Origin of the sequence: Microcystis sp. LE19-10.1B (assembly GCF_027530565.1) — a bacterium.
Classification (GTDB): Bacteria; Cyanobacteriota; Cyanobacteriia; order Cyanobacteriales; family Microcystaceae; genus Microcystis; species Microcystis aeruginosa.
In genome coordinates this window covers 12,378-37,150 of record NZ_JAPZQM010000723.1, presented here as the reverse complement: position 1 = coordinate 37,150, position 24,773 = coordinate 12,378, and the positions used below count along the sequence as shown (strand labels likewise).

23 protein-coding genes and 1 pseudogene are annotated in these 24,773 nt (G+C 42.7%); 15 read left to right on the top strand and 9 right to left on the bottom strand.

Going from position 1 to position 24,773, the window contains the following annotated elements; translation table 11 throughout:
• Positions 1 to 111 precede the first annotated feature (111 nt).
• From O9332_RS25840 to O9332_RS25820, 5 genes and pseudogenes are all read left to right on the top strand, one after another.
• A pseudogene (locus O9332_RS25840) lies at positions 112 to 1,017 on the top strand (RluA family pseudouridine synthase); the annotation flags it as partial.
• Positions 1,018 to 1,363: 346 nt separating this feature from the next.
• On the top strand, positions 1,364 to 3,526 hold the full coding sequence (dnaK, locus tag O9332_RS25835) for a molecular chaperone DnaK (RefSeq protein WP_288027926.1): 2,163 nt from the start codon (positions 1,364 to 1,366) through the stop codon (positions 3,524 to 3,526).
• 243 nt (positions 3,527 to 3,769) lie between these two features.
• Positions 3,770 to 4,645 (top strand): J domain-containing protein, encoded by an 876-nt coding sequence (locus O9332_RS25830; protein ID WP_002759132.1) that lies wholly within the window; start codon positions 3,770 to 3,772, stop codon positions 4,643 to 4,645.
• A 104-nt stretch (positions 4,646 to 4,749) separates the two neighbouring features.
• Entirely contained in the window at positions 4,750 to 5,898 is a 1,149-nt protein-coding gene (locus O9332_RS25825) for a quinone-dependent dihydroorotate dehydrogenase (RefSeq protein ID WP_288027924.1), read from the top strand.
• Between the two features lie 175 nt (positions 5,899 to 6,073).
• Positions 6,074 to 7,663 carry a DUF3352 domain-containing protein gene (locus O9332_RS25820; protein ID WP_288027922.1) on the top strand — a complete coding sequence of 530 codons (1,590 nt, stop codon included), beginning with the start codon at positions 6,074 to 6,076 and terminating at the stop codon, positions 7,661 to 7,663.
• On the opposite strand, the gene O9332_RS25815 is transcribed toward O9332_RS25820, so the two are convergent.
• Together O9332_RS25815 and O9332_RS25810 are read right to left on the bottom strand one after the other, a co-directional pair.
• Positions 7,637 to 8,884 (bottom strand): bifunctional folylpolyglutamate synthase/dihydrofolate synthase, encoded by a 1,248-nt coding sequence (locus O9332_RS25815; protein ID WP_002759137.1) that lies wholly within the window; start codon positions 8,882 to 8,884, stop codon positions 7,637 to 7,639. The genes O9332_RS25820 and O9332_RS25815 overlap by 27 nt on opposite strands.
• A gap of 297 nt (positions 8,885 to 9,181) precedes the next feature.
• Complete coding sequence (locus tag O9332_RS25810; protein ID WP_002759138.1) at positions 9,182 to 9,907, bottom strand: 2-phosphosulfolactate phosphatase family protein; 726 nt, start codon at positions 9,905 to 9,907, stop codon at positions 9,182 to 9,184.
• A 466-nt stretch (positions 9,908 to 10,373) separates the two neighbouring features.
• Between O9332_RS25810 and O9332_RS25805 the strand changes: the two genes are divergently transcribed.
• Complete coding sequence (locus O9332_RS25805) at positions 10,374 to 10,790, top strand: XisH family protein (protein WP_002751648.1); 417 nt, start codon at positions 10,374 to 10,376, stop codon at positions 10,788 to 10,790.
• Entirely contained in the window at positions 10,778 to 11,113 is a 336-nt protein-coding gene (locus O9332_RS25800) for a XisI protein (RefSeq protein WP_002748301.1), read from the top strand. Before O9332_RS25805 ends, O9332_RS25800 begins: the two co-directional genes overlap by 13 nt.
• A 473-nt stretch (positions 11,114 to 11,586) precedes the next feature.
• Here the strand turns inward: O9332_RS25800 and O9332_RS25795 are convergent, their stop codons facing one another.
• Positions 11,587 to 12,900 (bottom strand): pentapeptide repeat-containing protein, encoded by a 1,314-nt coding sequence (locus O9332_RS25795; RefSeq protein ID WP_288027921.1) that lies wholly within the window; start codon positions 12,898 to 12,900, stop codon positions 11,587 to 11,589.
• A 164-nt stretch (positions 12,901 to 13,064) separates the two neighbouring features.
• Between O9332_RS25795 and O9332_RS25790 the strand changes: the two genes are divergently transcribed.
• From O9332_RS25790 to recA, 3 genes are all read left to right on the top strand, one after another.
• A complete protein-coding gene (locus tag O9332_RS25790; protein ID WP_288027920.1) occupies positions 13,065 to 13,241 on the top strand; it encodes a hypothetical protein in 177 nt (58 codons plus the stop codon).
• Positions 13,242 to 14,101: 860 nt separating this feature from the next.
• Positions 14,102 to 15,055: an aldo/keto reductase gene (locus tag O9332_RS25785; RefSeq protein WP_288027918.1), complete on the top strand. Its 954-nt coding sequence runs from the start codon at positions 14,102 to 14,104 to the stop codon at positions 15,053 to 15,055.
• Between the two features lie 127 nt (positions 15,056 to 15,182).
• Positions 15,183 to 16,250, top strand: coding sequence for a recombinase RecA (gene recA, locus O9332_RS25780; RefSeq protein ID WP_002759143.1), 1,068 nt, complete (start codon positions 15,183 to 15,185; stop codon positions 16,248 to 16,250).
• A gap of 23 nt (positions 16,251 to 16,273) precedes the next feature.
• On the opposite strand, the gene O9332_RS25775 is transcribed toward recA, so the two are convergent.
• The 3 genes from O9332_RS25775 to O9332_RS25765 form a co-directional block, all read right to left on the bottom strand.
• A complete protein-coding gene (locus O9332_RS25775) occupies positions 16,274 to 16,870 on the bottom strand; it encodes a hypothetical protein (protein WP_002759144.1) in 597 nt (198 codons plus the stop codon).
• Between the two features lie 43 nt (positions 16,871 to 16,913).
• A complete protein-coding gene (locus tag O9332_RS25770; protein WP_002759145.1) occupies positions 16,914 to 17,783 on the bottom strand; it encodes a bile acid:sodium symporter family protein in 870 nt (289 codons plus the stop codon).
• A gap of 187 nt (positions 17,784 to 17,970) precedes the next feature.
• Positions 17,971 to 18,093 (bottom strand): hypothetical protein, encoded by a 123-nt coding sequence (locus O9332_RS25765; RefSeq protein WP_283160069.1) that lies wholly within the window; start codon positions 18,091 to 18,093, stop codon positions 17,971 to 17,973.
• Positions 18,094 to 18,409: 316 nt separating this feature from the next.
• On the opposite strand from O9332_RS25765, the gene O9332_RS25760 reads away from it, so the two are divergent.
• The 3 genes from O9332_RS25760 (at position 18,410) to O9332_RS25750 (ending at position 20,984) form a co-directional block, all read left to right on the top strand.
• On the top strand, positions 18,410 to 18,571 hold the full coding sequence (locus tag O9332_RS25760) for a hypothetical protein (protein ID WP_288027915.1): 162 nt from the start codon (positions 18,410 to 18,412) through the stop codon (positions 18,569 to 18,571).
• 636 nt (positions 18,572 to 19,207) lie between these two features.
• Positions 19,208 to 19,681 (top strand): CRR6 family NdhI maturation factor, encoded by a 474-nt coding sequence (locus O9332_RS25755; RefSeq protein WP_002759148.1) that lies wholly within the window; start codon positions 19,208 to 19,210, stop codon positions 19,679 to 19,681.
• A 94-nt stretch (positions 19,682 to 19,775) separates the two neighbouring features.
• Positions 19,776 to 20,984 carry a 4-hydroxy-3-methylbut-2-enyl diphosphate reductase gene (locus tag O9332_RS25750; RefSeq protein ID WP_002759149.1) on the top strand — a complete coding sequence of 403 codons (1,209 nt, stop codon included), beginning with the start codon at positions 19,776 to 19,778 and terminating at the stop codon, positions 20,982 to 20,984.
• Between the two features lie 96 nt (positions 20,985 to 21,080).
• On the opposite strand, the gene O9332_RS25745 is transcribed toward O9332_RS25750, so the two are convergent.
• The 3 genes from O9332_RS25745 to O9332_RS25735 all read right to left on the bottom strand — a co-directional run bounded on the left by O9332_RS25745 (position 21,081) and on the right by O9332_RS25735 (position 22,436).
• Positions 21,081 to 21,236 carry a hypothetical protein gene (locus O9332_RS25745; protein ID WP_288027912.1) on the bottom strand — a complete coding sequence of 52 codons (156 nt, stop codon included), beginning with the start codon at positions 21,234 to 21,236 and terminating at the stop codon, positions 21,081 to 21,083.
• Between the two features lie 164 nt (positions 21,237 to 21,400).
• Complete coding sequence (locus tag O9332_RS25740) at positions 21,401 to 21,586, bottom strand: hypothetical protein (protein WP_002759150.1); 186 nt, start codon at positions 21,584 to 21,586, stop codon at positions 21,401 to 21,403.
• 16 nt (positions 21,587 to 21,602) lie between these two features.
• Positions 21,603 to 22,436 carry a hypothetical protein gene (locus O9332_RS25735; protein WP_072926227.1) on the bottom strand — a complete coding sequence of 278 codons (834 nt, stop codon included), beginning with the start codon at positions 22,434 to 22,436 and terminating at the stop codon, positions 21,603 to 21,605.
• Positions 22,437 to 22,896: 460 nt separating this feature from the next.
• Here O9332_RS25735 and bchL point away from each other — a divergent pair, with 460 nt between their 5' ends.
• Complete coding sequence (bchL, locus tag O9332_RS25730) at positions 22,897 to 23,766, top strand: ferredoxin:protochlorophyllide reductase (ATP-dependent) iron-sulfur ATP-binding protein (RefSeq protein WP_002773281.1); 870 nt, start codon at positions 22,897 to 22,899, stop codon at positions 23,764 to 23,766.
• Positions 23,767 to 23,994: 228 nt separating this feature from the next.
• Complete coding sequence (locus O9332_RS25725) at positions 23,995 to 24,759, top strand: DUF5331 domain-containing protein (RefSeq protein ID WP_288027910.1); 765 nt, start codon at positions 23,995 to 23,997, stop codon at positions 24,757 to 24,759.
• Positions 24,760 to 24,773: the final 14 nt, after the last annotated feature.

The following is a 24,773-nucleotide window of genomic DNA, read 5'->3' as shown; positions in this document are numbered from 1 at the left end:
CACTTCCCCACACCCCACACCCCACTTCCCCACTTCCCCACTTCCCCACACCCCACACCCCACACCCTACACCCCACACCCCACACCCCACACCCCACACCCACTTCCCCAATGCCCAATCAAGGCTGGATTTATCGAGATAAAGTTAGCAAAAATCAGGCAGGATTAAGCTTATTAGCCTACTATGCGGGTAAATATCCCCATTCTAGCCCAGAAGAATGGCTCGATCGCATTTTATCGGCAGCAATTCTAGTCAACGGTCGTCCCGCTTGCCCCGATACAGTCTTGGAAATCGGGCAGCAATTGACCTATCAGCGCCCGCCTTGGACAGAACCGGATGTGCCGCTCTTTTTTGAGGTACTCTACGAGGATGCCGAGGTGTTAGTGGTGGCGAAACCTTCGGGATTACCGGTGTTAGCGGGGGGTGGATTTCTCGAACATACTCTTATCCATTTGGTACATCAGCATTATCCCGATGTCACTCCCTATCCGATTCATCGTCTTGGTCGCGGCACTTCCGGCATAGTCTTAATGGCGAAATCAAAGCCCGCTAGAGCTAAATTGAGTCAACAGATGCGAGAGGGGAAAATTACCAAAATATATCGAGCTTTAGTGGGTCGGGGCGACATACCGGATAACTTTACTATTAATCAAGCGATCGGGAAAATCGCCCATCCCATCTTAGGCTACGTTTACGGTGCGCTCACAGATGGGTTATCGGCCCGCAGTGATGGTCGAGTCTTAAAAAAACATCCCGATAGTACCCTATTAGAAGTAAGAATTTTTACGGGCAGACCCCATCAAATTCGCATTCATCTGGCCTTTTTTGGCTATCCTTTAATCGGTGATCCATTGTATGGTCTGGGGGGATTACCGCGACCGGATGCAGTCCCGGGAGATTGTGGTTATTATCTCCATGCCAATCAAATCGTTTTTAATCATCCCAGTACAGGGGAAAGAATCTCTATTTGTTGTCCAGCGCCGCCGGAATCAGTTATCAGTTATCAGTTATCAGTTATCAGTTCACTGAGAAAACTCCCCACACCCTACACCCCACACCCCACACCCCACACCCCACACCCTACACCCTACACCCCACACCCTACACCCTACACCCTACACCCCACACCCTTCCCCCAGGAAAAACTTTTTGCCGCAGACCCTATTTAAAACCCCCCAAGCTCGATCGCCAGCGATCACTAAAAGACCACTTCGGTAATCACACCCTGAATCGCCCCGAAGCGAGAGCGAGAACCTAAGACAATTCGATACAATATTGTCAACAAGCATTAAGCGATTTAAACTATCGATCGAAGGTAAAAGTCCCGAAGTTATCGAAATCTAGGGGGAGACAAAAACAAGCATGGGTAGAGTAGTAGGCATTGATCTAGGGACAACTAACTCCGTCGTCGCCGTGATGGAAGGCGGAAAGCCAGTGGTCATCGCCAACTCGGAGGGCATGAGAACCACCCCTTCTGTGGTCGGTTTTAATAAAGATGGGGAGTTAGTGGTCGGTCAAATGGCCCGGCGACAAGGGGTACTCAATCCCCAAAACACCTACTATGGAGTCAAACGCTACATAGGTCGTCGCTACTCGGAATTAAACCCCGAATCGAAGCGCGTCCCCTACACCATCCGCCGGGACGAGATGGGCAATATCAAAATTAAATGCCCCCGTCTGCAAAAAGAATTCGCCCCCGAAGAAATTTCCGCCCTAATTTTACGCCGATTAGCCGAAGAAGCCAGCCGTTATCTGGGGGAAGAAGTTACCGGGGCCGTAATCACCGTCCCCGCCTATTTTAACGACTCCCAACGTCAAGCCACCCGGGATGCAGGCCGAATTGCGGGGTTAGAAGTGATGCGGATTCTCAACGAACCCACCGCCGCCGCCCTGGCCTACGGTCTCGATGAACAAGAAAGCAAGAAAATCCTCGTTTTTGACCTGGGAGGCGGTACTTTTGATGTTTCTATCCTGGAAGTGGGTGACGGCGTTTTTGAGGTGAAAGCCACCAGTGGCGACACCCAATTAGGCGGAAATGATTTCGATAAAAGAATCGTCGATTGGTTAGCCAATCAATTTTTGGAACAGGAAGGCGTGGAGCTGCGCCAAGACCGGCAAGCCCTACAAAGACTCACAGAAGCGGCAGAAAAAGCCAAAATAGAACTGTCTGGTGTCAGCGTCACCGATATTAATCTGCCCTTTATCATCGCCACGGAAGACGGACCCAAACACATCGAAACTCGCCTGAGTCGGGCCCAATTTGAGGAATTATGCGGTGATTTAATCAGTCGTCTCCGTCGTCCTCTCAAACGGGCCCTTTCCGATGCCGGTTTGTCCCCCGTCCAACTAGACGAAGTGGTACTGGTGGGCGGCGGCACGCGGATGCCGGTGGTTAAGGATTTGGTGCGGAGTTTTATCGATAGGGAACCCAATCAAAATGTTAACCCTGATGAGGTTGTAGCGGTCGGGGCGGCTATTCAAGCGGGAATTTTGGGCGGCGAGGTCAAAGACGTGCTGCTCCTCGATGTTACCCCTTTATCCTTGGGTTTAGAAACCATCGGCGGTGTGATGAAAAAGTTAATCCCCCGCAATACCACTATTCCCGTCCGCAGAGCTGACCTTTTTTCCACTTCCGAAAATAATCAAACTGTGGTGGAAATCCACGTTTTGCAGGGGGAAAGGGAAATGGCCAGCGATAATAAATCCTTGGGACGTTTTAAATTAACCGGTATCCCCCCCGCACCCCGGGGTATTCCCCAAGTGCAGGTGTCCCTCGATATCGATGCTAACGGTATTCTACAAGTCACCGCTAGGGATAAAATGACCGGACGGGAGCAAAGTGTCACCATTCAAGGCGCTTCTACCCTCAGCGAAGGGGAAATTAACCGCATGATCGGCGATGCTGCCCGATTTGCCGAAGCAGATCGTACCCGTCGCGAAAAGGTCGATAAACGCAATCGCGCCCGCTCTCTGGTGGATCAAGCCCAACGACGCTTAAAAGATGTTACTCTCGATTTTGGTAATGAGTTTACCCGTTCCTATCGTCGTCAAATTGAGTCTTTGAGTACGGAAATTATCGACGCTTTGGAGAAAAATGATGACCGTCGCATTGATCGCGCCCAGGCAGACCTACAGGATGTTATCTATGAATTAAATCGCGAGGTACGGCTACAATACGACGAGGAAGACGAGGGCTTTTTTAGCGCTATTCGCAAGACTTTTACCGGGGATAAGGAAGATGAGCTTCCCTACGAACCGCGTCGCGATCGTTATCGTCAGGATTATCGTCCCAGTACACCGGGTTATCAAAGTGATTATCGACCCAATTATTCGGCTAATCAAGATAGTTATCGCCCCCGCAATCAGGACAATTACGACAATGGCCGCGATAGCGATTGGCAAAGTCCCCCCCCTTCGGAGGAAAAAAGTTATAACAATAGTAAAAGTAACCGCAGCGGCGGCAATCGTTCCCGCAATATTCCCCCCCAAAATAACTGGGATGATGAGGATGATGATTGGTTTTAAACAGTGATCAGTAAACAGTGATCAGTAAACAGTAAACAGTAAACAGTAATCAGTAAACAGTAATCAGTAAAAAGACAGTGGGAAACTACTATTTAATACTGCTCGCTTAATACATACTGCTCACTTAGAACTCAAATCTGATAACTGATAACTGATAACTGATAACTGATAACTGATAACTGATAACTGATAACTGATAACTGATAACTGATAACTGATAACTGATAACTGATAACTGAATATATGCCACAATTAGTTAATTATTATGATGTTTTAGGAGTATCTCGCACGGCTACTGGTGACGAGATCAAAAAGGCTTTTCGACGACTGGCGCGTCAATATCATCCTGATGTTAATCCGGGGGATAAATCGGCCGAAGAAAAGTTTAAAGATATTAATGAAGCTTATGATGTTCTCTCCGATGAAGAAAAACGGGTTGAGTATAATCGTTCCTTGACAGGAAATAAACGCCGCGGGATACGTCCGGGGGAAAAAGCGAATAGTAACGGTAATGGAAAAATCCCCCGTACAGAACAGGATTTATGGAAGTTTAGAGATTTTAATAACCTTAATACTAAGCGCGCTAAAATTGCCTCCTCTCCCCGTTTAACTCGTCGAGATGTGGAAGCAAAATTAACTTTACCTTTAGAGAAAGCCTATCAAGGTGGCAGACAAAGAATTCGTCTGGAAGATGGTAGATCAATAGAGGTTGATATGCCGGCAGCTATGATCGATGGTCAGAAAATTCGTCTCAAAGGTCAGGGTATTGAAGGGGGTGATTTATATTTAAAAATAACTATCGCTAGGCATCCTTTTTTTAGGATTCAAGGTTCTGATATTGTCTGTCAAGTACCGATTACTCCTAGCGAGGCAATTGTGGGCGGTTTTGTGGAAATTCCTACCATTGACGGGTTAGTTAAAATGATGATTCCTAAGGGAGTAAAAAGTGGTCAAAGATTACGTTTGGCTAACAAAGGTTATCCCACTTCCCAAGGAGAAAGGGGCGATCAATTAGTGGAAATTATATTAGTTAATCCTCCCAATCCTAGCCCTGAAGAATTAGAACTTTATCAAAAAATACGGGCGATTGAAACTTTTAACCCTCGTCAAGGTTTATAAAGATTATGCTAGGTGGGTTACGGCAAATTTGAAATTTTTTGTCAAAAACATAACTTGTTCTTGCCTAACCCACCCTACACCTAACCCTTAATTCCTGTCTTTTTATGATCAATATAATTGATACAATTAAACCTTTTTATCCTCTAGCTTTCAAGGCTATTCGGGGCAATTTAGAGGGAACACAAAAACAATTATTAAATACTCTCCAAAAAATCGAACGCTCGCGGGGGGAATTTTGGGGACAATGGTTAATCTCACAATTATCAGAATCCCTCAGTTTTAGCGATTCTCGCCTATCTCAAAGCCTCTGGGGGTTAAATTTCCCCAATCCCGTCGGATTGGCGGCAGGATTCGATAAAGACGGTTTAGGGGCAGGACTTTGGCATAATTTCGGCTTTGGTTTTGCCGAGGTGGGTGCTGTCACCCTAGAAGGGCAACCGGGCAACCCAAAACCGAGATTATTTCGTTTACCGGAAGATTTGGCCGGATTAAACCGTATGGGGGCAAATAACCTCGGTGCGCCGGTTCTAGCGGCAACTCTCCAACAATCTTGGCAACGACAACCCCGACAGATTCCCATCGGTATTAACCTCTGTAAATCGAAAAATACGCCCCTAGAAAAGGCCCCGGAGGACTATTTAGGCAGTTTTCGCTATTTATTCCCCCATGCCGATTATTTTGTCGTTAATGTTAGTTCTCCCAATACTCCCGGTTTGCGTTCCCTGCAAAGTGGTGAACAACTCGATAAAATCCTCCACATTTTACAAACAGAAAATCAAGGCAGAAAACCCCTATTAGTGAAAATTTCTCCCGATTTAGAATGGGAAGATATCAGAACAATTATTGACCTAGCTTTCTCCTATCAATTAGCTGGAATTGTCGCTACTAATACCACCACTAAACGCACGGGATTAAAAACCACAATTCTGCCCGAAACCGGTAAACCAATCACTGAAGAAGCAGGGGGAATTAGTGGGCAACCTTTGCGGGAACGTTCCACAGAAGTGATCCGTTTTATCTATCGGCAAACCCAAGGCAATTTACCGATAATTGGAGTGGGAGGTATTTTTTCTCTCGATGATGCTTGGGAAAAAATTACGGCTGGTGCGAGTTTATTACAGATTTATACCGGTTGGTTATACCGAGGACCCTGGCTAGTATCAAATATTTTACAAGGATTAACAGAAAAATTAGAGGCTAATGGGTTGACTAATATTAATCAAGCGGTGGGTTGGCAAGCTAACCAAGAATGAGCCAATTTTCTCTGGTAATTAGCAATAATTTCGGAAAAATTAGCTGAAATGTTGTCTGTCACCTTTGGGTATAAGATAAGATAATTAGGATAACTACAATAGGACTAATCTAGAGACTACAACCGCAGACAAATCGATCGCCAAGTATGGAACTTTTTAACCAAACCACAATTCTATGTCAAAAAAATCATTTTTACCCGGTTGTTTAGTCGTCCTAGGACTAACAGCAGTAACCGCAGGAGGTGTCTATCTTTATCTACGAGGACAACTTCCTTGGCAAAGATTCACCCCCTTGCAATCGGCAAAAGTTATCCCAGAAACTGCCTTTGCTAGTAGTTTTGTCTCCACGGATGCAAAAGCTTGGTCAGTGTTAGCTAAATATGGTACACCAGAATCGCGAACTGCGGTTAGTCAAGGACTAGAAGAATTACAAAAAAATATCTTCACTGATAAGATTGATTATCAACGGGATATCGAACCTTGGATCGGTAGTATTAGCTTTGCTTTCCTTCCCGCAGCTACCCCCGGACAATCGGAATTATTAACGGTTATCGGCATCAAAGATAAAATTAAAGCGTCGGAATTCCAGAAAAAACTAGGACAACAAGTTAATCGCAAAACTAGCACCAGTGACTACAAAGGTGTTAAAATTACTGCTATAGATTGGCAGGATAACACCACCATTTATATTGCCGTTGCGGGGGATTTTTTGTTGATATCCTACGATAAAAAGGTGTTAGAAGCGGCGATCGATACCTACCGAGGACAGCCATCTTTTAGCAGTAAACCGGAAGTGAGAAAACTGCTTTCCCAATCCCTCAACCTCCCCAATACCCTAGCGACAATTTATATCGATGATTATGCCGCAATCTTGGGACCAGATGCTAATTTATCTCCCCAAAGTCGGCAAGAATTAGCAAAAATTCAAGATGTTGTCGCAGGAGTGGGTGTCACCGATACGGGATTACAGTTACAAATGGTGGCTAAACTTGCTCCTGAAACTATTTCTAACCTACCTTCCCCCAGCAGAAATCAAGTTTTAAATTATTTACCCGGAGATACCATCGCACTTTGGAGTGGTAATAATCTTAAACAGGGATGGGAAGAAGCAGAAAAACAGTCCCAAACTAACCCAGAATTACAAGTTTTTCTGCGTCAGATCCGTGAGAATTTTCAGATGGCAACCCTTGACGCGGATCAAGAAGTTTTCAACTGGATGGATCGAGAATTTGCCTTTGGAATTATCCCCAACCAGCAAGCAGTGGGAGGGTTAGGTTTTGGGGGAATGATGATCTGGCAAACCGGCGATCAGAAAGCGGCAAAAATTACCCTCGATAAGTTAAATGAATTGGTGAAAACTGTTCCCTTTATCACCATAAAAAACAGTCAAATTTCTGGCCAAGATGTAACTGAATGGAAAGCGGAAGAACAAGCTATTTTAACCTATGCTTGGCCTAATAATGATACCCTAAAAATGACCGTCGGAATTCCCTATCAACCCCAACCGAATCAACCGATTAGCAAAAGTGAGAATTTCCAAGCATCGATCGCAAATTTGCCTAAAAATAATCTCGGTTATTTTTTCATCGATGTGGAGCAAATTATTGCTAAAGCAGGGGGAATTAATAATCTTCCAGCCACGGAATTAACCCCAGAAGCAAAGGCCTTTTTAGAATCGGTACGCGGGATCGGAATTACTGCCACTATGCCTGATAAAACCACCAGTAAAATTGATGTTTTATTTTCCCTGAAACAAACTCCCTAAAAAGTAACCGACTAGATAAAGCGATCCACAGAGAATTATACGACTATCGGCAGATTCTTGGATGGCTTTTTTTAGTCCTAAAAATACATCGGAACAACTCTCTAGGTGAGATAATTCTGGACAAATTGAAGCCGCTAATTCCGCTAAGGTTTCAGGATTGGCACTGCTATGATCCGGGACAGGAACTAAATATAAACTATCGCCTTTTCTTAATAAAGCTTGGAATATTTCCCGATGATCTTTAGTCGATAAAATACCCATCACCCAGATAATTTTTGGAGCCTTTAAACTATCTACATAATGCCTTAAACCAATGGCAGCAGCAGGATTATGAGCGCCATCTATTAAAATTTCTCGCTGACACCAATTAACGGTTTGTAAACGTCCTAACCAGCGAGTTTTTGCCATTCCTTCTTGCACGACTTCATCGCTAATTTGCCAACCTTGCTGACGTAAAATATTAACAACAGCGATCGCTATAGCCGAATTAGTTAATTGAAAATCTCCCGCTAAGGATAAAGGATATTCTAACCCTTGATATTTGGCCCGATTATCGGCAATTTTTTCGGCAGCTTCTACCCATACCGTCGGACAATTTAACAGCTTGATTCTCTCCCTAACTACCCCCTGCGCTGATTCCGGTAATTGTCCGATAACTGCGGGACAATTCGCTTTTAATATCCCCGCTTTCTCCCCTGCAATATCGGCAACCGTCGGCCCTAAATTTTGCCAATGTTCCCGACTGATAGAAGTGATGACAGTAACCAAAGGTTGAGCGCAAACATTAGTCGCATCTAATCTTCCTCCTAAACCCACTTCCATCACGGCAATATCCACCTTTTCCTGAGCAAAATACAGCCAAGCAGCGGCAGTAATTACCTCAAATTGAGTAGGACTTTCCTGCTGGGGATCGATAAGCGATTGTATATATTTAAGCAGGTTTTCTAAAGTCGCGGTTTCAATATTTTCGCCATTAATAGAGATTCTTTCTGTCCAATCAATTAAATGGGGAGAAATATAACGTCCGACTTTGTAACCGGCGGTACTGAGAATAGAGGATAGATAGGCACAAACTGAACCTTTGCCATTAGTTCCCGTGACATGAATAATCGGAATTTTATCTTGGGGATTGCCTAAAATCTCCAGCAGATTTTTTATTCTTTCTAAACCGAGATTGACACCAAAACGCTGAAAAGGTTGCAGTAAAGAATCGATAGTCATGGTTGGCAAACTATAAATAGGGTTTGCGGCAAAAAGTTTATTGGTGGGGGTAGGGTGTGGGGTGTGGGGTGTGGGGTTTTACCGATTTTCATCTGCTCAATTACCTAATTTTCAGGGAAAAAGTACCTGAATTTTCCCCCTGATCAGTCCCAGACGAGGCACTTTTGGATTTCAAAAAGGTCTAAAAGTTTTATCCAACAAGGTTTTTAGATTTATTCAGCAGACCCTAAATAAAGGAATCCGGGTAGGATCGATACGCCTACCTGCACTGATGACCCTTTCTCTGGGTGATAATGTCTAAAGTTTGACTAAAATGCTCGGTTCTTTTTGGATCGGTAAAACATCAAGAGAGTCAATATTAGCGCAGTATTTTAAATCTTCTTGACAGTGGAGACGCAAGAGGCGCTGACCGTGACTACAACTGTGGAACATTCCTAAAAGATCATTTTGCCATTGACGATAAAGAGCGATCGAGGCGATAACCTCATCATTACCGATCGCCATTTGCCCCGATTGTTCTTGTAGCGCATCGGCGATCGCTCCAGCACAGGCCGTATCTTCCAGAGAATAACCCCCTTCCCAACCAGAGCCAACAATCCAGACGGTTTCGGGCTGCCTATCCAATAAGTAATTAACGGCAGCTTGCCGATTGATCATGGCCGCAGTGATCACGATTGGGGATTCTTCCACTCTTTGCAGAGCGCGAGTGCCGTTAGTGGTACTGATAAACAGACGACGACCTTTCATTAAATCAGGGGTACAATCGAGGGGAGAATTGCCCAGATCGCAGCCTTCCACTTTCGCGCCACCTCTTTCTCCTGCTCGGAGACGTTTTTCCGGTTGCCAGGTATCACTCACCTGCATCAGGGTTTTCAGATCGCTGAAGGTTTGCACTGCTTCCGCACCGGCATTAAGGGCAGTGGCGATCGTGGTTGTTGCTCTTAAAACATCGATAACGACGGCGCAATCGGGTAGAGTATGGACGGGGGTAAGTTCGGGAGTATGATAAATGAAAACCTGCACGATTTATACCAAGTAAAAAGTAAAAGGGAAATAAGCTCAACATACCGCCGCTCGGCGTCGCGCTGGCAGAAGAAAGACAAGGCCGATTTTATCACGATGGATGTCAGCTAGTTAAGCTGTTCGTCATTCAAATTGCTGGTGGAGATCAGGCAAGGGGGGGGCTAATCTCAGAATAAGCGGTTTAAATACGTCTTAGCTTAGGGACTTGCGCTTTGATAATGTACCTTTTGGGCGAACTGCGTTCGCCCCTACATTGTGGACAAAATCCGTTACTGTAGGGGCGCAGAGCTTGCGCCCTCCGATCGATTGGGATATTATTCTCACGCAAGTCCCTTATTACTTGAAATGCCCACGCGGATCACAAAATTGGCCAATTGTCAATAGGGTTTGAGATGCTCTCACCCTGTCGCTCGTCATGACTAAATGTTATAATTAATAATTATTATGCCTGCTAACCTCAAGATTCATGTCTGCTAAAGATCGTTTTCATGGTGCAGTGAGAAAAGGATTAGAAAAAGAGGGTTGGATCATTACGGATGACCCTTTAAGGATTGAAGTGGGTGATGTAGAAATGTATGTCGATTTAGGAGCAGAGCAACTGATAGCCGCAGAAAAAGATAATGAAAAGATAGCCGTTGAAATTAAAAGTTTTATCGGTAAATCCAGCATTTCAGAATTTCATACTGCCATTGGACAATTCTTTAATTATCGTGTTGCTTTAGAAGAAAAAGAACCTAAAAGACAGTTATATTTAGCTGTTCCCTTAGATATTTATTATAGTTTTTTTGAATTGCGATTTATTCAAACTGTCGTTAAACGATTTCAAATTTACCTGATTATTTATGATCCGATTGGGGAGGTAATTGTCGAATGGAAAAATTAGAACAATATCGTCACTATGTCAAGCAAGTCATTACTGAATATTCTCAGATAGGTTCATCTAAAGATCCGATTGAACAACAATTGATTTTTGATACTGTTGGCGATCACTATCAATTGATGTATGTTGGCTGGAAAAATAGACGAAGATATCATGGTTGTGTTTTGCATCTCGATATTAAAAAGGGTAAAATCTGGATACAACATGATGGCACTGAGGTGGGAATTGCCAATGAATTGGTTAATTTAGGCGTTCCTAAAGAAGATATTGTTTTAGCCTTCCATGAACCCCTAGTCAGAGAATATACAGGGTTTGCGGTGGGTTAATCTTAATCCGAGAAAAGCGCCAAATTCGCCTAACCTAATCATAGCTTAGGCGACAATCAAGCAGACAAACAAGATCAGCAAGAGATTTCGATTTTTTTACCTTTCTGTATTTTTTTGTTAACAAAACTTAACAATTATCGCCAAAATTTTGCTTGCTTTTGTCGGCAGATTTTGGGATAATATTTTTAAAAGATTTTATTCATAATCGAAATCTTTGCGTCTAAAAAATTTTTGCACAAATTCCCATTATAAGAAAAGCATAGCGCAAGTCGCCGGCAAAGTCAAGTCCTTTCCCATTAATTATGGGTTGGCTGAAAAAGTAAGGGCGATCGCCGGTTAAGATACAAGGTTTTTGAGCCACTATGAAGCTGCTTGGCTAAACAGGCTGCCAAACCCCTTACCTCGTCTATATTTCACATTTATTCAGCCAACCCTACCTAAATCTCTGCTGAAGGTGGAGATCAAAGGCTGTTTTAAACTAATACTTTACTGCGATCGTTAGAATTATCCCCAAAAATTGCCCCTCGTCGAATCAAATCCTGTTTTTGTTCACGGGTGATCCCCGTTGCACCGATAAAGATAGCCTTTTTAACTTCCGCCGCACTCAGGTCAGCCCTTCTCAGGTCAGCCCTTCTCAGGTTAGCCCCACTCAGGTTAGCCCCACTCAGGTTAGCCCCACTCAGGTTAGCCCCCCACAGAATAGCCCCTCTCAGGTTAGCCTTACTCAGGATAGCACCAATCAGGTTAGCCCCACTCATGAAAGCCCAACTCAGGTTAGCCTTACTCAGGTTAGCCCTTCTCAGGTTAGCCCCGCTCAGTTTAGCCTTACTCAGTTTAGCCCAACTCAGGTTAGCCTTACTCAGGTTAGCCTTATTCAGGTTAGCCCCGCTCAGTTTAGCCCCACTCAGGTCAGCATCAATCAGGTCAGCCCTTCTCAAGAAAGCCCAACTCAGGTCAGCCTCAATCAGGTCAGCCCAACTCAGGAAAGCCCAACTCAGGTTAGCCCTTCTCAGGTTAGCCCCACTCAGGTCAGCCCCACTTAGAATAGCCCCACTCAGAATAGCCCCACTCAAATCAACTTTATATAGAGTTTTCTTATCGATTGTTCCCTCTCGAATTGCCTTAATTAATTCGGCTTTTTCAATAACTTTTGCATCTGTAGTGAACTCTGCTTTTTTGACGATAATTTCGGGTATATCGTCTGATTTAAGTTCATTGAGAAGGGCTTGCAATTCCCCCGATTGATGTAAATCTGCTAGGTGCTTTAAGCCCTCTTCTGAACCTTCTAAAAATAGCCGAATACTGCCTTTAAGTTTCATAATAGGCTTGATCGTGTTGTCTCTGGCAGTTTCTTGAAGAAAGCTGATAATTTTATCAATTTTCTCTGGTGTCAGGTCGTCTATCCCTACCTCCATAACTAATTCAAGAACTTTATTTGATTGCTGAGGTTGCGGTTTATTGTTATGATCAAATATCTGAGAATTATCTCTATACCTTGCCAAAGCAGTAATCAGATTAGTCTTTCCAATCTTTTCACCTGTTTGCTCTGACAATATTTTAAATAAACTAGAAGCCGCATTCTTGATTGACTGTTCTTCTGTCCTAATTTCAATTTCTTTTGCTAGATCACGATATGTTTTATTCTCAAAAATACCTTTTAATATTTTTGTCTCCACGTCCGTTAATCGCTTTTTTGTATGCTTTTTTTTCAGATCATTAACCAGCATTTCTAATTCAGTCCATGAAATGGTTTTAGTTTCAGTCATTTTTAGTTCATTTATCATCATTGTTTAAGGGTTGCAGGACTTAAGATTACTTTTCAGTACCCTGTCAGGTTACTTGAGAGTACCTAAAAAAAAGTACCATTTTCATGACTTTTGAGTAACGACAAATAATCAGAATTTTTTTAATCTAAAGATAGTTCACCTCCTAAGTAAAAGGATTGATGATTATGTATAAATATTGGTTAAAGTACAGAGAAGACCTTGTTAGTCTTGCCAAAATTATCAGCACCATATTTGCGATCGCATCATTTTTAGGCTTCTCTTTTCCAGAGAAATTTCAACCCACTCCCTGCCAACCGACGGCAATTGTTGAAACCACGGAAGTTAAGCTAAACGGCGCTTAACCTGCATGATCCAATAGCTATAACCCTTTTGGAGTCTATATCGGTGATCCGAAGTAAAAGCCGTTTAGCTTAGCACTAACAATTAGTCAAAGCGCAAAATTCGCCTAACCTAATCATAGGTTAAGCGACAAACAAGATCAGCAAGAGACTTCGATTTTTTGACCTTGCTGATCTCTGTATTTCTTTGTTAACAAAACTTAACAATTATCGCCAAAATTTTGCTTGCTTTTATCGGCAGATTTTGGGATAATATTTTTAAAGGATTTTATTCATAATGGAAATCTTTGCATCTGAAAAAATTTTTCACAGATTCCCATTATAAGAAAAGCATAGCGCAAGTCGCCGGCAAAGTCAAGTCCTTTCCCATTAATTATGGGTGGGAATTTTCAGGAATCAAAAAAGGGGGTTAGTGGGGGCCAGGTGTTGGGGAGATTTTGCTGTGTTCGGTGAACAGTTATCAGGTAAGCTAAACGGCGCTTAACCTGCATGATCCAATAGCTATAACCCTTTTGGAGTCTATATCGGTGATCCGAAGTAAAAGCCGTTTAGCTTAGAACCGGGGAACCAGATACAAAACTTAACAATTATCGGCAAAATTTTGCTTGCTTTTCTCGGCAGATTTTGCGATAGTATTTTTAAAATATTTTATTCATAATGGAAATCTTTGCGTCTGAAAAAATTTTTCACAGACTCCCATTATAAGAAAAGCATAGCGCAAGTCGCCGGCAAAGTCAAGTCCTTTCCCATTAATTATGGGTGCGAATTTCCCGGAATCAAAAAAGGAGGTTAGTGGTGAGTCAGACCAAATATAGGTTACACTTCAACTTTAATGGGAAACGCTGTCATTCTTTGTAGGGAATATGACTAGACAAACCGCTAATCTCGGACAAACAGGAATTGCCGTCAGTGCTTTGGGAATCGGGACTTGGGCATGGGGAGATAAACTATTCTGGAACTATGGCAAGGAATACGGAGCTAGTCAGGTAGAGGAGGCCTTTAAAGCGGCAGTAGAGGCAGGAATCACCTTTTTTGACACTGCCGAAGTCTATGGACTGGGGGAATCGGAACGACTCTTAGGAAAATTTACGCAAGAGACTGATATTCCCATCGATATTGCCAGCAAATTTGCCCCCGTACCGTGGCGATTGGGGGCGAATGCGGTTCATAATGCCATTACCGAGAGCTTAAACCGTCTAGAAACCGATAAAATTACCCTTTACCAAGTGCATTGGCCCTTCACCTTCCTAATTAGCCAAGAAACCCTAATGAATGCCCTAGGGGAAGAAGTAAAAAGCGGCCGTATTGGTGCAGTGGGTGTAAGTAATTATTCCGCCGAGCAAATGCGTCAAGCAAGCCAGATTTTGGCGAAAAAAGAGGTTCCCTTAGCGGTCAATCAGGTGCAGTATTCGCTTTTGTATCGCAAAATAGAAACTAAGGCAATTTTAGCCACGGCCAAGGAATTAGGTGTCACCATCCTCGCCTACAGCCCCCTCGCTCAAGGACTACTGACCGGTAAATATAGCCCAGAAAGCCAGAATTTGCCCGATGGAGCCAGAAAAGTTGACTCGCGGTTCAAAAAAGAAGGTTTGGAGAAAATAGCCCCAATTTTAAGGGTAATGCAAGAATTGGGCGTAAAATACCAAAAAACCCCCGCACAAGTCGCCCTCAATTGGTTAATCGCCCAAGGGGATGTGATTCCCATTCCGGGGGCAAAAACCGCGGCCCAAGCGAGGGAAAATGCCGGGGCGTTAGGATGGAGTTTAGAAGCGCGAGAGGTGACGCAATTAGAACAGATGAGCCGGCCTTGGCTGTAAAAATCAAAACTTTTGATTTTTGATCACCATTCTGGAAAAAGTCTCTAACTTTTTGGTGATCAAGATTAAAACAGGCTACAATCTTTGCATACTGCTGTACTACTTAAGAAAACTGGGGAGAAAATTAATGGCGACAATGACAAATAATTCCGATCGAGATAAAGCCTTAGGTTTAGTCTTAAATCAAATCGAGCGCAACTTTGGCAAAGGTTCGATCATGCGTTTAGGAGACGCCACCCGGATGCGGGTGGAAACAGTGCCTAGTGGTGCTTTAACCCTAGATATGGCTTTGGGTGGCGGTTTACCGAAAGGCCGCATCGTCGAAATTTACGGGCCAGAAAGTTCCGGAAAAACCACCTTAGCCCTCCATGCGATCGCAGAAGTGCAAAAAGCTGGGGGAGTGGCGGCCTTTGTCGATGCGGAACACGCTTTAGATCCCACCTATTCGGATGTTTTAGGGGTAGATATCAATAATTTACTGGTGGCACAACCGGACACGGGGGAGGCTGCCTTAGAAATAGTTGACCAGTTAGTGCGTTCTTCGGCCGTGGATATCGTTGTCATCGACTCGGTGGCCGCTTTAGTGCCGCGGGCGGAAATTGAGGGGGAAATGGGGGATAATCAGGTGGGTTTGCAGGCCCGTTTGATGAGTAAAGCCCTGCGAAAAATTGCTGGTAATATTGGTAAATCCGGTTGTGTGGTGATTTTCCTCAACCAACTGCGGCAAAAAATCGGTGTCACCTACGGCAATCCTGAAGTGACCACCGGAGGAACGGCCTTAAAATTTTATGCCTCGGTACGTTTAGATATCCGTCGCATTCAAACTTTGAAAAAAGGCACGGAAGGGGAATACGGAATTCGGGCTAAAGTTAAGGTGGCTAAAAATAAAGTCGCGCCTCCTTTCCGGATTGCTGAATTTGATATTATCTTCGGTAAAGGCATTTCCCAGGTGGGTTGTATGCTCGATATCGCCGAACAAACTAACGTGGTTACTCGTAAAGGGGCATGGTATAGCTATAATGGCGAAAATATTGCCCAGGGTCGCGATAATGCCGTTAAATATCTCGAAGAAAGGCCAGAAGTAGCGGCAGAAATTGAGAAGTTATTGCGGGATAAATTAGACATGGGTTCGGTTCCTTTCCCCACGGAACCGGCCGACGAGGACGATGAGGACGATCTGGAACCAGAAATCTAAAAGAAGACGGTTTTAAGTCTTGGTTATCCCCCTATTTTGGGGGATTTTTTAGCTTCAGAATCGATAGATTTAGCGGCTTCTAACCATGATTGTAAACCTTTTTTAGTCGGTGTTCCTCTAGGGGTAAAAGTCCATAGATCTCGTTTATGTTGGGGGCCGTAGCTGATATGAATTGGGCGATTAATTCCGTAAAAATAGAGAGAATCAAAGGGTAATTTTTGGGTTAAAATCCAATCTATCAGGCGATCGCTAGTTAAATCGATAATCCGAAAATCACAGGCTGCCCCCAATCGCTGACAATAATATTGACCTTTTTGATTAATTTCGTGGGCGCAATGTTGATCACGACTGGGATCGATTCTACCGTTTTTTAAGCCAGTGATCGGGTCTTTTTTTTGGAGAAATTTTCTCAGATCATTGGAACAAAATCCGTAGGTTAATTGGAATCTTTCTCGACCAAAATTATCAATAATTGGATCGATAATAAAGTGAGCGAGATTTTGCCAAGCGGTTATCGTTGCGGTATTTTTTGGGTAGGGATCGATTTGTGCTGCGTACTTTTGATAGGTTTGGGAACAGGTAGATAATTCTTCTAGGGTTAAATATTTACCAATTAACATAATCAGTTATCAGTTTTTAGCTAGATCCTATCACCCCATTTAGCTATTTTGCCAAAGCTGCTTTTTTGCGACCATAATAAACAGCGACAAAAGCGCTGACATACATCCATAAACTATAGACCATTGCGGGAATGGCCAGATCGGGATTCTTTAATAAACCGGCAGTAATGCCAATAGCTAAAGTGCCGCTTTGAATACCCACTTCAATTGCAATACAAATTCTTTGGGGAATAGTTAATTGAAATAAAAGACCACTGAAAAAGCCAATTAGGGAAGCAATCGTGTTTAAAATAATCACTCCCAGGCCAGTTTGAGCGATAAATAAAGGTAAACGTTGCCATTCTCTCAGGATTAATAAGCAGATAATAACCGCTAGAAAAATCACGGCTAAACGATTAGTTATCGGTTCCAGACTTGTCGCCAGTAAAGGAAAGTAATGGCGGATAGTCATACCCATAACCAGGGGTAAAACTATAATCAAAAATATCTGCGCCATAGTGGAACCAATGGGTAGGGAGATAGCGGCACTTTCACCCATAAAATGCTGGAGAATGAAACTAGCTAAAAAAGGTATTGTGAAAATGGTGATGATGCTGCTAAAAGCGGTTAAAGTAACAGAAAGGGCCACATCTCCCTTAGCTAAATAGGTTAAAACATTGGAGGAAGGGCCGCTGGGGCAAATGGCGACAATCATTAAACCGACGGCAATTTCTGGCCGGAGAGGCAAAAGAGAAACAATAATAAAGCCGACGATCGGTAGAATAATAATTTGATTGACTAAACCGATCAGGACTGCTTTGGGATAACGGGTGATACGCTGAAAATCGGCGAGAATTAATCCCAATCCCATGCCTAACATTAAAACGCCTAGGCCAACGGGTAAGAGGATATTAGTAAAAAAGTCGGCTTGCATGGGATAAAAGCGGAGAAGACGAGCTTATTTTCCCATAAATTGACTAATTTATTCTTGTCCCTAGTTAGGGTTTGCTGACTAAAAAACCCCCGGTGTGCAGGGGAGATTAAATTGTAGGAGAAATCCAAACCTTGGCGATTTTAGTCCAGTTTCCCTTCCCGCTCTGGGATGATATCCCCGTCCTATTTCAGTTGCTTGGTGGCAACCATGGGATCACAGCTAGGGAACTGCCGATGCGACTGCCACTTTCGACATCAGCAATGCCTAGGGAATGTTGCCGCAGGACTTCCATCAAAAATAACGAGGGCAAATTTTCCTTCTAAATCCCGCAGTCCTTGAATTCCTTTCTGTTGATAAATTGCTAGGGCGATCGAGGTGGTAGATTTTTGGTGAACGATAGGTGAGTTTTTGCGGTGCTTTCCCTTCTAGATCGAGGGACAGTTTTTTGTCATCTAAGTTGTGTGTAAACATAGCAACCCTCCAGATCTCTACAGTTCTATTGTACCTTTATTCCTGGTTCGAGTGCCGGGGACTGTAATAATGTGTATTGTTCGTCAGAGAAGACTGAACCGTTGTTTGTTTTAAAGGTAGTCGCAAGTGTAAGCGGATTAATTTTCCTTAGCTTGTTGACCGATTCCCTCAGCACGATTACCGGTTTACTCTTTGCCTCTTTGTGCGATCGAGTTCGAGGATTTGTCTGGGGTAAAGTAATTGATAAAGTAGCTAATTTCCCCGATATCACTCTCTTTGATAATCTCGATAGATTGTACTTAATTAGGGCTTGCTGAATAAATGTTAAATATAGACAAGGTAAGGGGTTTAGGGGAATATTAGGTGCAAGATTTTGAGAGAATCGTGGTCCAAAACCTTGTATCTTCGGGGCGAAGCATTCGGGCATAACCTATCGCTGAACCGTAGATTTCCTGTCCGAATGCTTCGCCCCTACTTTTTCAGAAACCCCTAATTAAGTTAAGATAAAAAGGGTTAAATTCTCTAGAATAATTATCCTTAGCACGGCTCATTTTTGAGTGAAAGACTGGCTCCCTTGCTGCCAGTGGAGAATAGGAAATCTATCAATAGTCATTAGTCATCGGTTAGCTCTTTGTCCACTGGCAGATCGCATTGTTGTTCTCGAAAACGGTAAAATTAGCGAAGTAAGAACCCATGGGGAACTGATGAGCAAACGAGGACAATATCACCCTAATAGTTATCAATCTAAAAAACCCGGTGTGCAAGGGAGGTTAAATTGTCGGAGAAATCCAATCATGAGGATTTTAGTCCAGTTTCCCTCTCTCGCTCCGGAGTGAGAGAATAGTCAAACTTAGTTTTTTTGTCCCGATCGAGAGTATTTTCTGAGATATATCATTGTCGATCTAGGGATAAAAAACAGTAATTTCGCCCGATATAACCTTTTATTTGCCCCTATGACTGTCAAAATCGCTCTTAACCCCAATCAAATCCAAAATCTCGATCTCTTATCTTTAGAGACTATTATTCAAGATTATCAGTCCCGATCAGCGATCGCAGAACTGGAACAAGCTCTACAATTAGAGATAGATTATCCTCGTGCGGAGGGTGATATGCGGGAATTATCAGAGATACCAGAAGTCAGGCTGTGGTTTCTGCGTTTAGATGCGGTTTATCCCTGGTTAATCTTTATTCTTGACCCAAAACAGGGAGAAATCGCCCGTTATGCTGCTATGTTGGTCCCCCATCAATTCCATCGCGGGGAAGGAATTCAATATAACCCCGAAGCTTTAGAGATTTTTGTGATGCAAAAACTCTTTATTTTGTCTGATTGGCTGAAAAGTCAGCAAATTCCTGCTTTATCTCGCTTAAAATTTTTCGCTCAACAGTTTGGTTACGATATCGACGAGGAATTTCTCTCTAGTCTCTAAAAGCCTCCTGCGCTGACTAGATAAGGTATTTTTAATATATGGCAAGCTACTGTCTCGCCCAATTTAGCGCCACCAATACCCCTATCAGAGAATCATGGATACAAAATCCTTTAAACGCACCCTACAGCAATCGGATAACTATAACCGCAAGGGATTCGGTCACAAAGAGGAAGTAATGGATGCAATGACCAATGAGTATCAAAGCGACCTGATCCAAGAAATTCGTGAAAATAATTATCGTTTAGAACGGGGTGACGTGACGATCTATCTCGCTCAAGCTTTTGGTTTTTGTTGGGGGGTAGAACGCGCTGTCGCCATGGCCTACGAAACTCGTCAACATTTTCCCCAGGAACGTCTCTGGATTACTAACGAAATTATTCACAATCCCTCGGTTAATCAGCGTCTGCGCTCCATGGCCGTGAGTTTTATTCCGGTGGAAAATGGCCAAAAAGACTTTAGTGTGGTGGAATCGGGGGATGTGGTGATTTTACCTGCTTTTGGGGCTAGTGTCTCGGAAATGCAAATACTTAACGACAAGGGTTGCATGATTGTGGATACCACTTGTCCCTGGGTTTCTAAGGTGTGGAATTCCGTAGAAAAACACAAAAAAAGCGACCACACTTCGATTATTCACGGCAAATATAATCACGAAGAAACGATCGCCACTAGCTCTTTTGCTGGCACTTATCTGATCGTTTTAAATTTGGATCAAGCTAATTATGTCGCTAATTATATTCTCCACGGTGGCGATAAAAATGAGTTCTTAGAGAAGTTTAAAAATGCCCATTCCCAGGGTTTCGATCCCGATCGCGATCTAGATTATATCGGTATTGCCAATCAAACCACGATGCTGAAAAGTGAAACGGAGGAAATTGGCAAACTCTTCGAGCATACTATGTTGAGAAAGTACGGACCGATCGATTTTAAAGATCATTTCATGAGTTTTAATACCATCTGTGATGCCACTCAAGAGCGTCAAGATGCCATGTTTGAACTGGTGAAAGAACCGCTTTCTTTAATGGTGGTAATTGGCGGTTATAATTCCTCTAATACCACTCACCTACAGGAAATAGCGATCGAGCGTGCCATTCCCTCCTATCATATCGATAGTGCCGAGCGCATTCTCCCCGGTAATCGCATCGAACATAAACCTTTAGGGGACGATTTAATTATCACCGATAACTGGTTAAATGAGGGAAAAATTGTCGTCGGAGTGACTTCTGGCGCTTCCACTCCTGATAAGGTGGTAGAAGAGGTAATCGAGAAAATTTTTGCGTTCAAATCTTCTTTAGTCCCGGGTTAATTAGCCTAGGTGTTAACCTTTGGCAATAGCTGCATCTCATAGCACAAATAGGAGATGCAGCTGATATTTTTCTCAGTGGGATTGCTCAGAAACTAACTAGGGTCTGCTGAAAAAGTTTTTCATGGGGACAGGGTGTGGGGTGTGGGGTGTGGGGTGTGGGGTGTGGGGTGTGGGGTGTGGGGAAAAACAATTCATAACTTGAGAGTTAATCACACTATTAAAAAGGGATTTGGTATCAGATTTATTCAGCAAACCCTACAACCTTTCTCGTAAAGGTGAAGCATACAGTAATCCTTGCTAATCAAGTGTTTTAGACGCAAGAACGAACCTCATCTATCTGAGAAACGCTGTAACTACCGCAATCTTGACATTGACGTTAGAACCGTTCGGCTCTTCTCGTAAGAGCCAATATTTTCCTAAAAACGGCGGGTTTTATCGATTCCGTAGATAATTCCCGTCACCATGGAAGAGAGAATTAATAACAAAATTAATCCTCCGGGTAAAAAAGATAATATCCCCATGCCGCGCAATATATAAACTAACACGGTCACTAATAGGAAACCGAAAAAAAGAGACTTTAAATAACTAGAATTTGAGCGCATTTACTTAGATTAACACTTACTCTTGAGTTAAGTTTAACTTTTCGGCAATCATTGCCAGAATTTTTTCTTCCCTTTTTCCGTTACTGATAGATTCCAATAACCTGCAATTGAGGATAATTTTTTCCCCGTTGGATAAGGTTAAAATAATCCGTCGGTAATTAGACCCCAAAAAGCCTTTGTACTCTTCTACTTTTGCCTCAACAATTCTCTCTAGAAGATAATCACTTTCACTTCTAAAAGTTAAATGTTGTCGCCTACGGGTTAGGGTAGCGGTACCCTGATTAAAGACATAACTCTCCCAATAGCTGACATCATAAAGTAATAACAGACCTGACAATAAGCATAACATACCCCAGAGATAATAGGGATAATTATGGTGGTGTTCTAGCAGTGCTGACAAGGTATCTAGGGGACTTTTGGCAATAATTTCCTGAGCTTGATATCTATTCACAAAACTCTCAAATCGAGTTTTAAAATCACTAGCTGACTGCACATCCCGAAAATTTTCGATGTAGAGATAGTTATTTCTCCCGACCAATAAAACCGTGTTATTAACAGTTTTTTTCTGCTCAACACTGATAAAAACTTCTTGATAGACAGCCGTAGCTTTAATGTGAGTTAAAGAAAAATTTTCCCGACTAGAAACAGGAAAATTATACTCTTGGACATATTGACAATCTATTCTTTTTGTGCCTAACCTCATGCAGTTGAGATAAGCGCGCTGGAAAGAAACCACATAGGCTAAAAACAGCAAAGGAAACCCAGCCAGAAAAAACCCCAGAAAAGGACGATATTTAGGAGCCTTATTCTCTAATAAGAGTGTAGTCAGCGTTTTTTGCTTAACTCGCATGGGAAACCCTACAGGTACTTTGTTCTAATTGTACTACAGCTTTTTTCAGCATCCTTCTCAGGATCGATTTATTTAATCTGCTGACGGGGAAAATTGTAATGATTATTCACGAAAATCTGACATCGGTCTCTAGACTGCCTCTATCTTGACCTTTTTTGTTCTGGTTTGCCACGGTAAAACCCTGTTTATCGAGTTTTTGTAAAGCTTTGGTGGTTTTTTGTTTATTGTTTGTATTTAAAGTAAATGTATAAACAAAGCTGTTTTTATAAGTTTTTATGACTTTAAAAAACTTTATAAGCTCTAAAAGATTATTTATATAATTTTTAAGCGTTCAATCTCACTCTAGCTATAGCAGATAAAAATTGAGCCTCTTTCCAAGGGGTGGGGAGATGGTCAATAATTGGGATCAAAGCACTGATAAACAAACTCACCATTCAAGCGCACATTTAGGAGAACTTCCATGCCTTTAACACTCGCAGTCTACGGAAAAGGTGGCATCGGTAAATCGACAACAAGCTGTAATATTTCGGCCGCTTTAGCCAAAAGAGGCAAAAAAGTACTACAAATAGGCTGTGACCCCAAGCATGATAGCACCTTCACCCTGACAGGCTTTCTGATTCCCACAATCATCGATACCCTGCAAGAAAAAGATTTTCACTACGAAGACATCTGGCCTGAAGACGTTATCTATGACGGTTACGGTGGTGTCAAATGCGTGGAAGCAGGGGGACCCCCGGCCGGTGCCGGTTGTGGCGGTTACGTCGTCGGGGAAACGGTGAAATTATTAAAAGAATTGAACGCTTTTGATGAATTTGACGTGATTTTGTTCGATGTTTTGGGGGATGTGGTCTGTGGAGGATTTGCCGCACCCTTAAATTACGCCGATTACTGCATAATTGTCACAGATAACGGCTTTGACGCTCTTTTTGCCGCCAATCGCATCGCCGCTTCCGTCCGAGAAAAAGCGCGCACCCATCCCCTGCGACTAGCCGGATTAATTGGTAATCGCACCTCAAAACGCGATTTAATTAATAAATATGTAGATCATGTTCCCATGCCAGTGTTAGAAGTTTTACCCTTAATTGAAGATATTCGCGTCTCCAGAGTTAAAGGTCAAACTCTCTTTGAAATGGCCGACAAGGATCCGATGTTAAGTTATGTTTGTGACTATTATCTCAACATTGCCGATCAGATTTTAGCCAAACCAGAAGGAGTTATTCCCAAAGAATCTGCCGACCGGGAATTATTCACTTTATTATCGGATTTCTATCTTAATGCCGATAAACCGAAAGTTAACGCCGAGGCGGAATTAGATCTAATGATGGTTTAGATTATTTTGTAGGGTGGGTTAGGGACAGCGTAACCCACCAAAAGCCACCAATAAACTCTTTTTCTGGGTGGGTTACAGTGAATAATTAACTTATTAGTTAATAGCCTAACTTATCGTCGCCTAACCCACCCTACCCACGAATTTTATCGAGGACTTGATAATGATCATTTTTTCCTCTCATTGGGAATTCTAATAGAGAGAACATTATTATTCAGTCAAGGGGACAAAATGAGCAACTTTGAGGAATTAAAAGCCAGCTTACCGCGGCGATGGTTAGATTACTACCAAAATAATCAAGCTTGGATTAAGTGTTTAATGAATTCCAGAGGTTCGTGGCGAAAAACTCCCGACGGTGGTAAACGTCCTAGTGCTGACATAATTATAGCGGCAGCAACAGCTTTAGAACCTAAGTTATCAGTGTGGATGTATCCCTTTTGTCAACTTAGTTCCGATGGGGACAAACTGGTAGAAGTCTTAGGACTAAATTTTGATTCTGAAAAAAAGGAGTTGGAAAAATCGGAAAAAGAATTACTGATTTCTAATTCGCACACTGAATATCTCAACGGATTCCGAGAAAAACAATTATCAGTCGAAAAAAACAAAGTAATTATTTTTGAGGAATTGCTAAAAATCTTACCAGATAAATGGTTAGATTACTACCAAAACAATCAACCGTGGATTAAGTCTTTAATGGATTCTAAAGATTCGTGGCGAAAAACTCCCGACGGTGGTAAACGTCCGAATTCCGACATCATTATAGGTGCAATGACCGTTTTAGAATCTCAATTATCAGTGTGGATGTATCCCTTTTGTCAGCTTAATTCCGATGGAGACAAACTGCTAGAAGTTTTAGGATTAAATTTTGATCCTGAGAAAAAACAACTAGAAAAGAAAGAAAGAGAATTAAGTAATTCTTTATATCCTACTGAGGATCCTGTACTGCAAAAAATCCGCCAAGAGTTACAACGAGAAAACCTAAATAAACCAAGTTAAAGGAGAACCCAAAA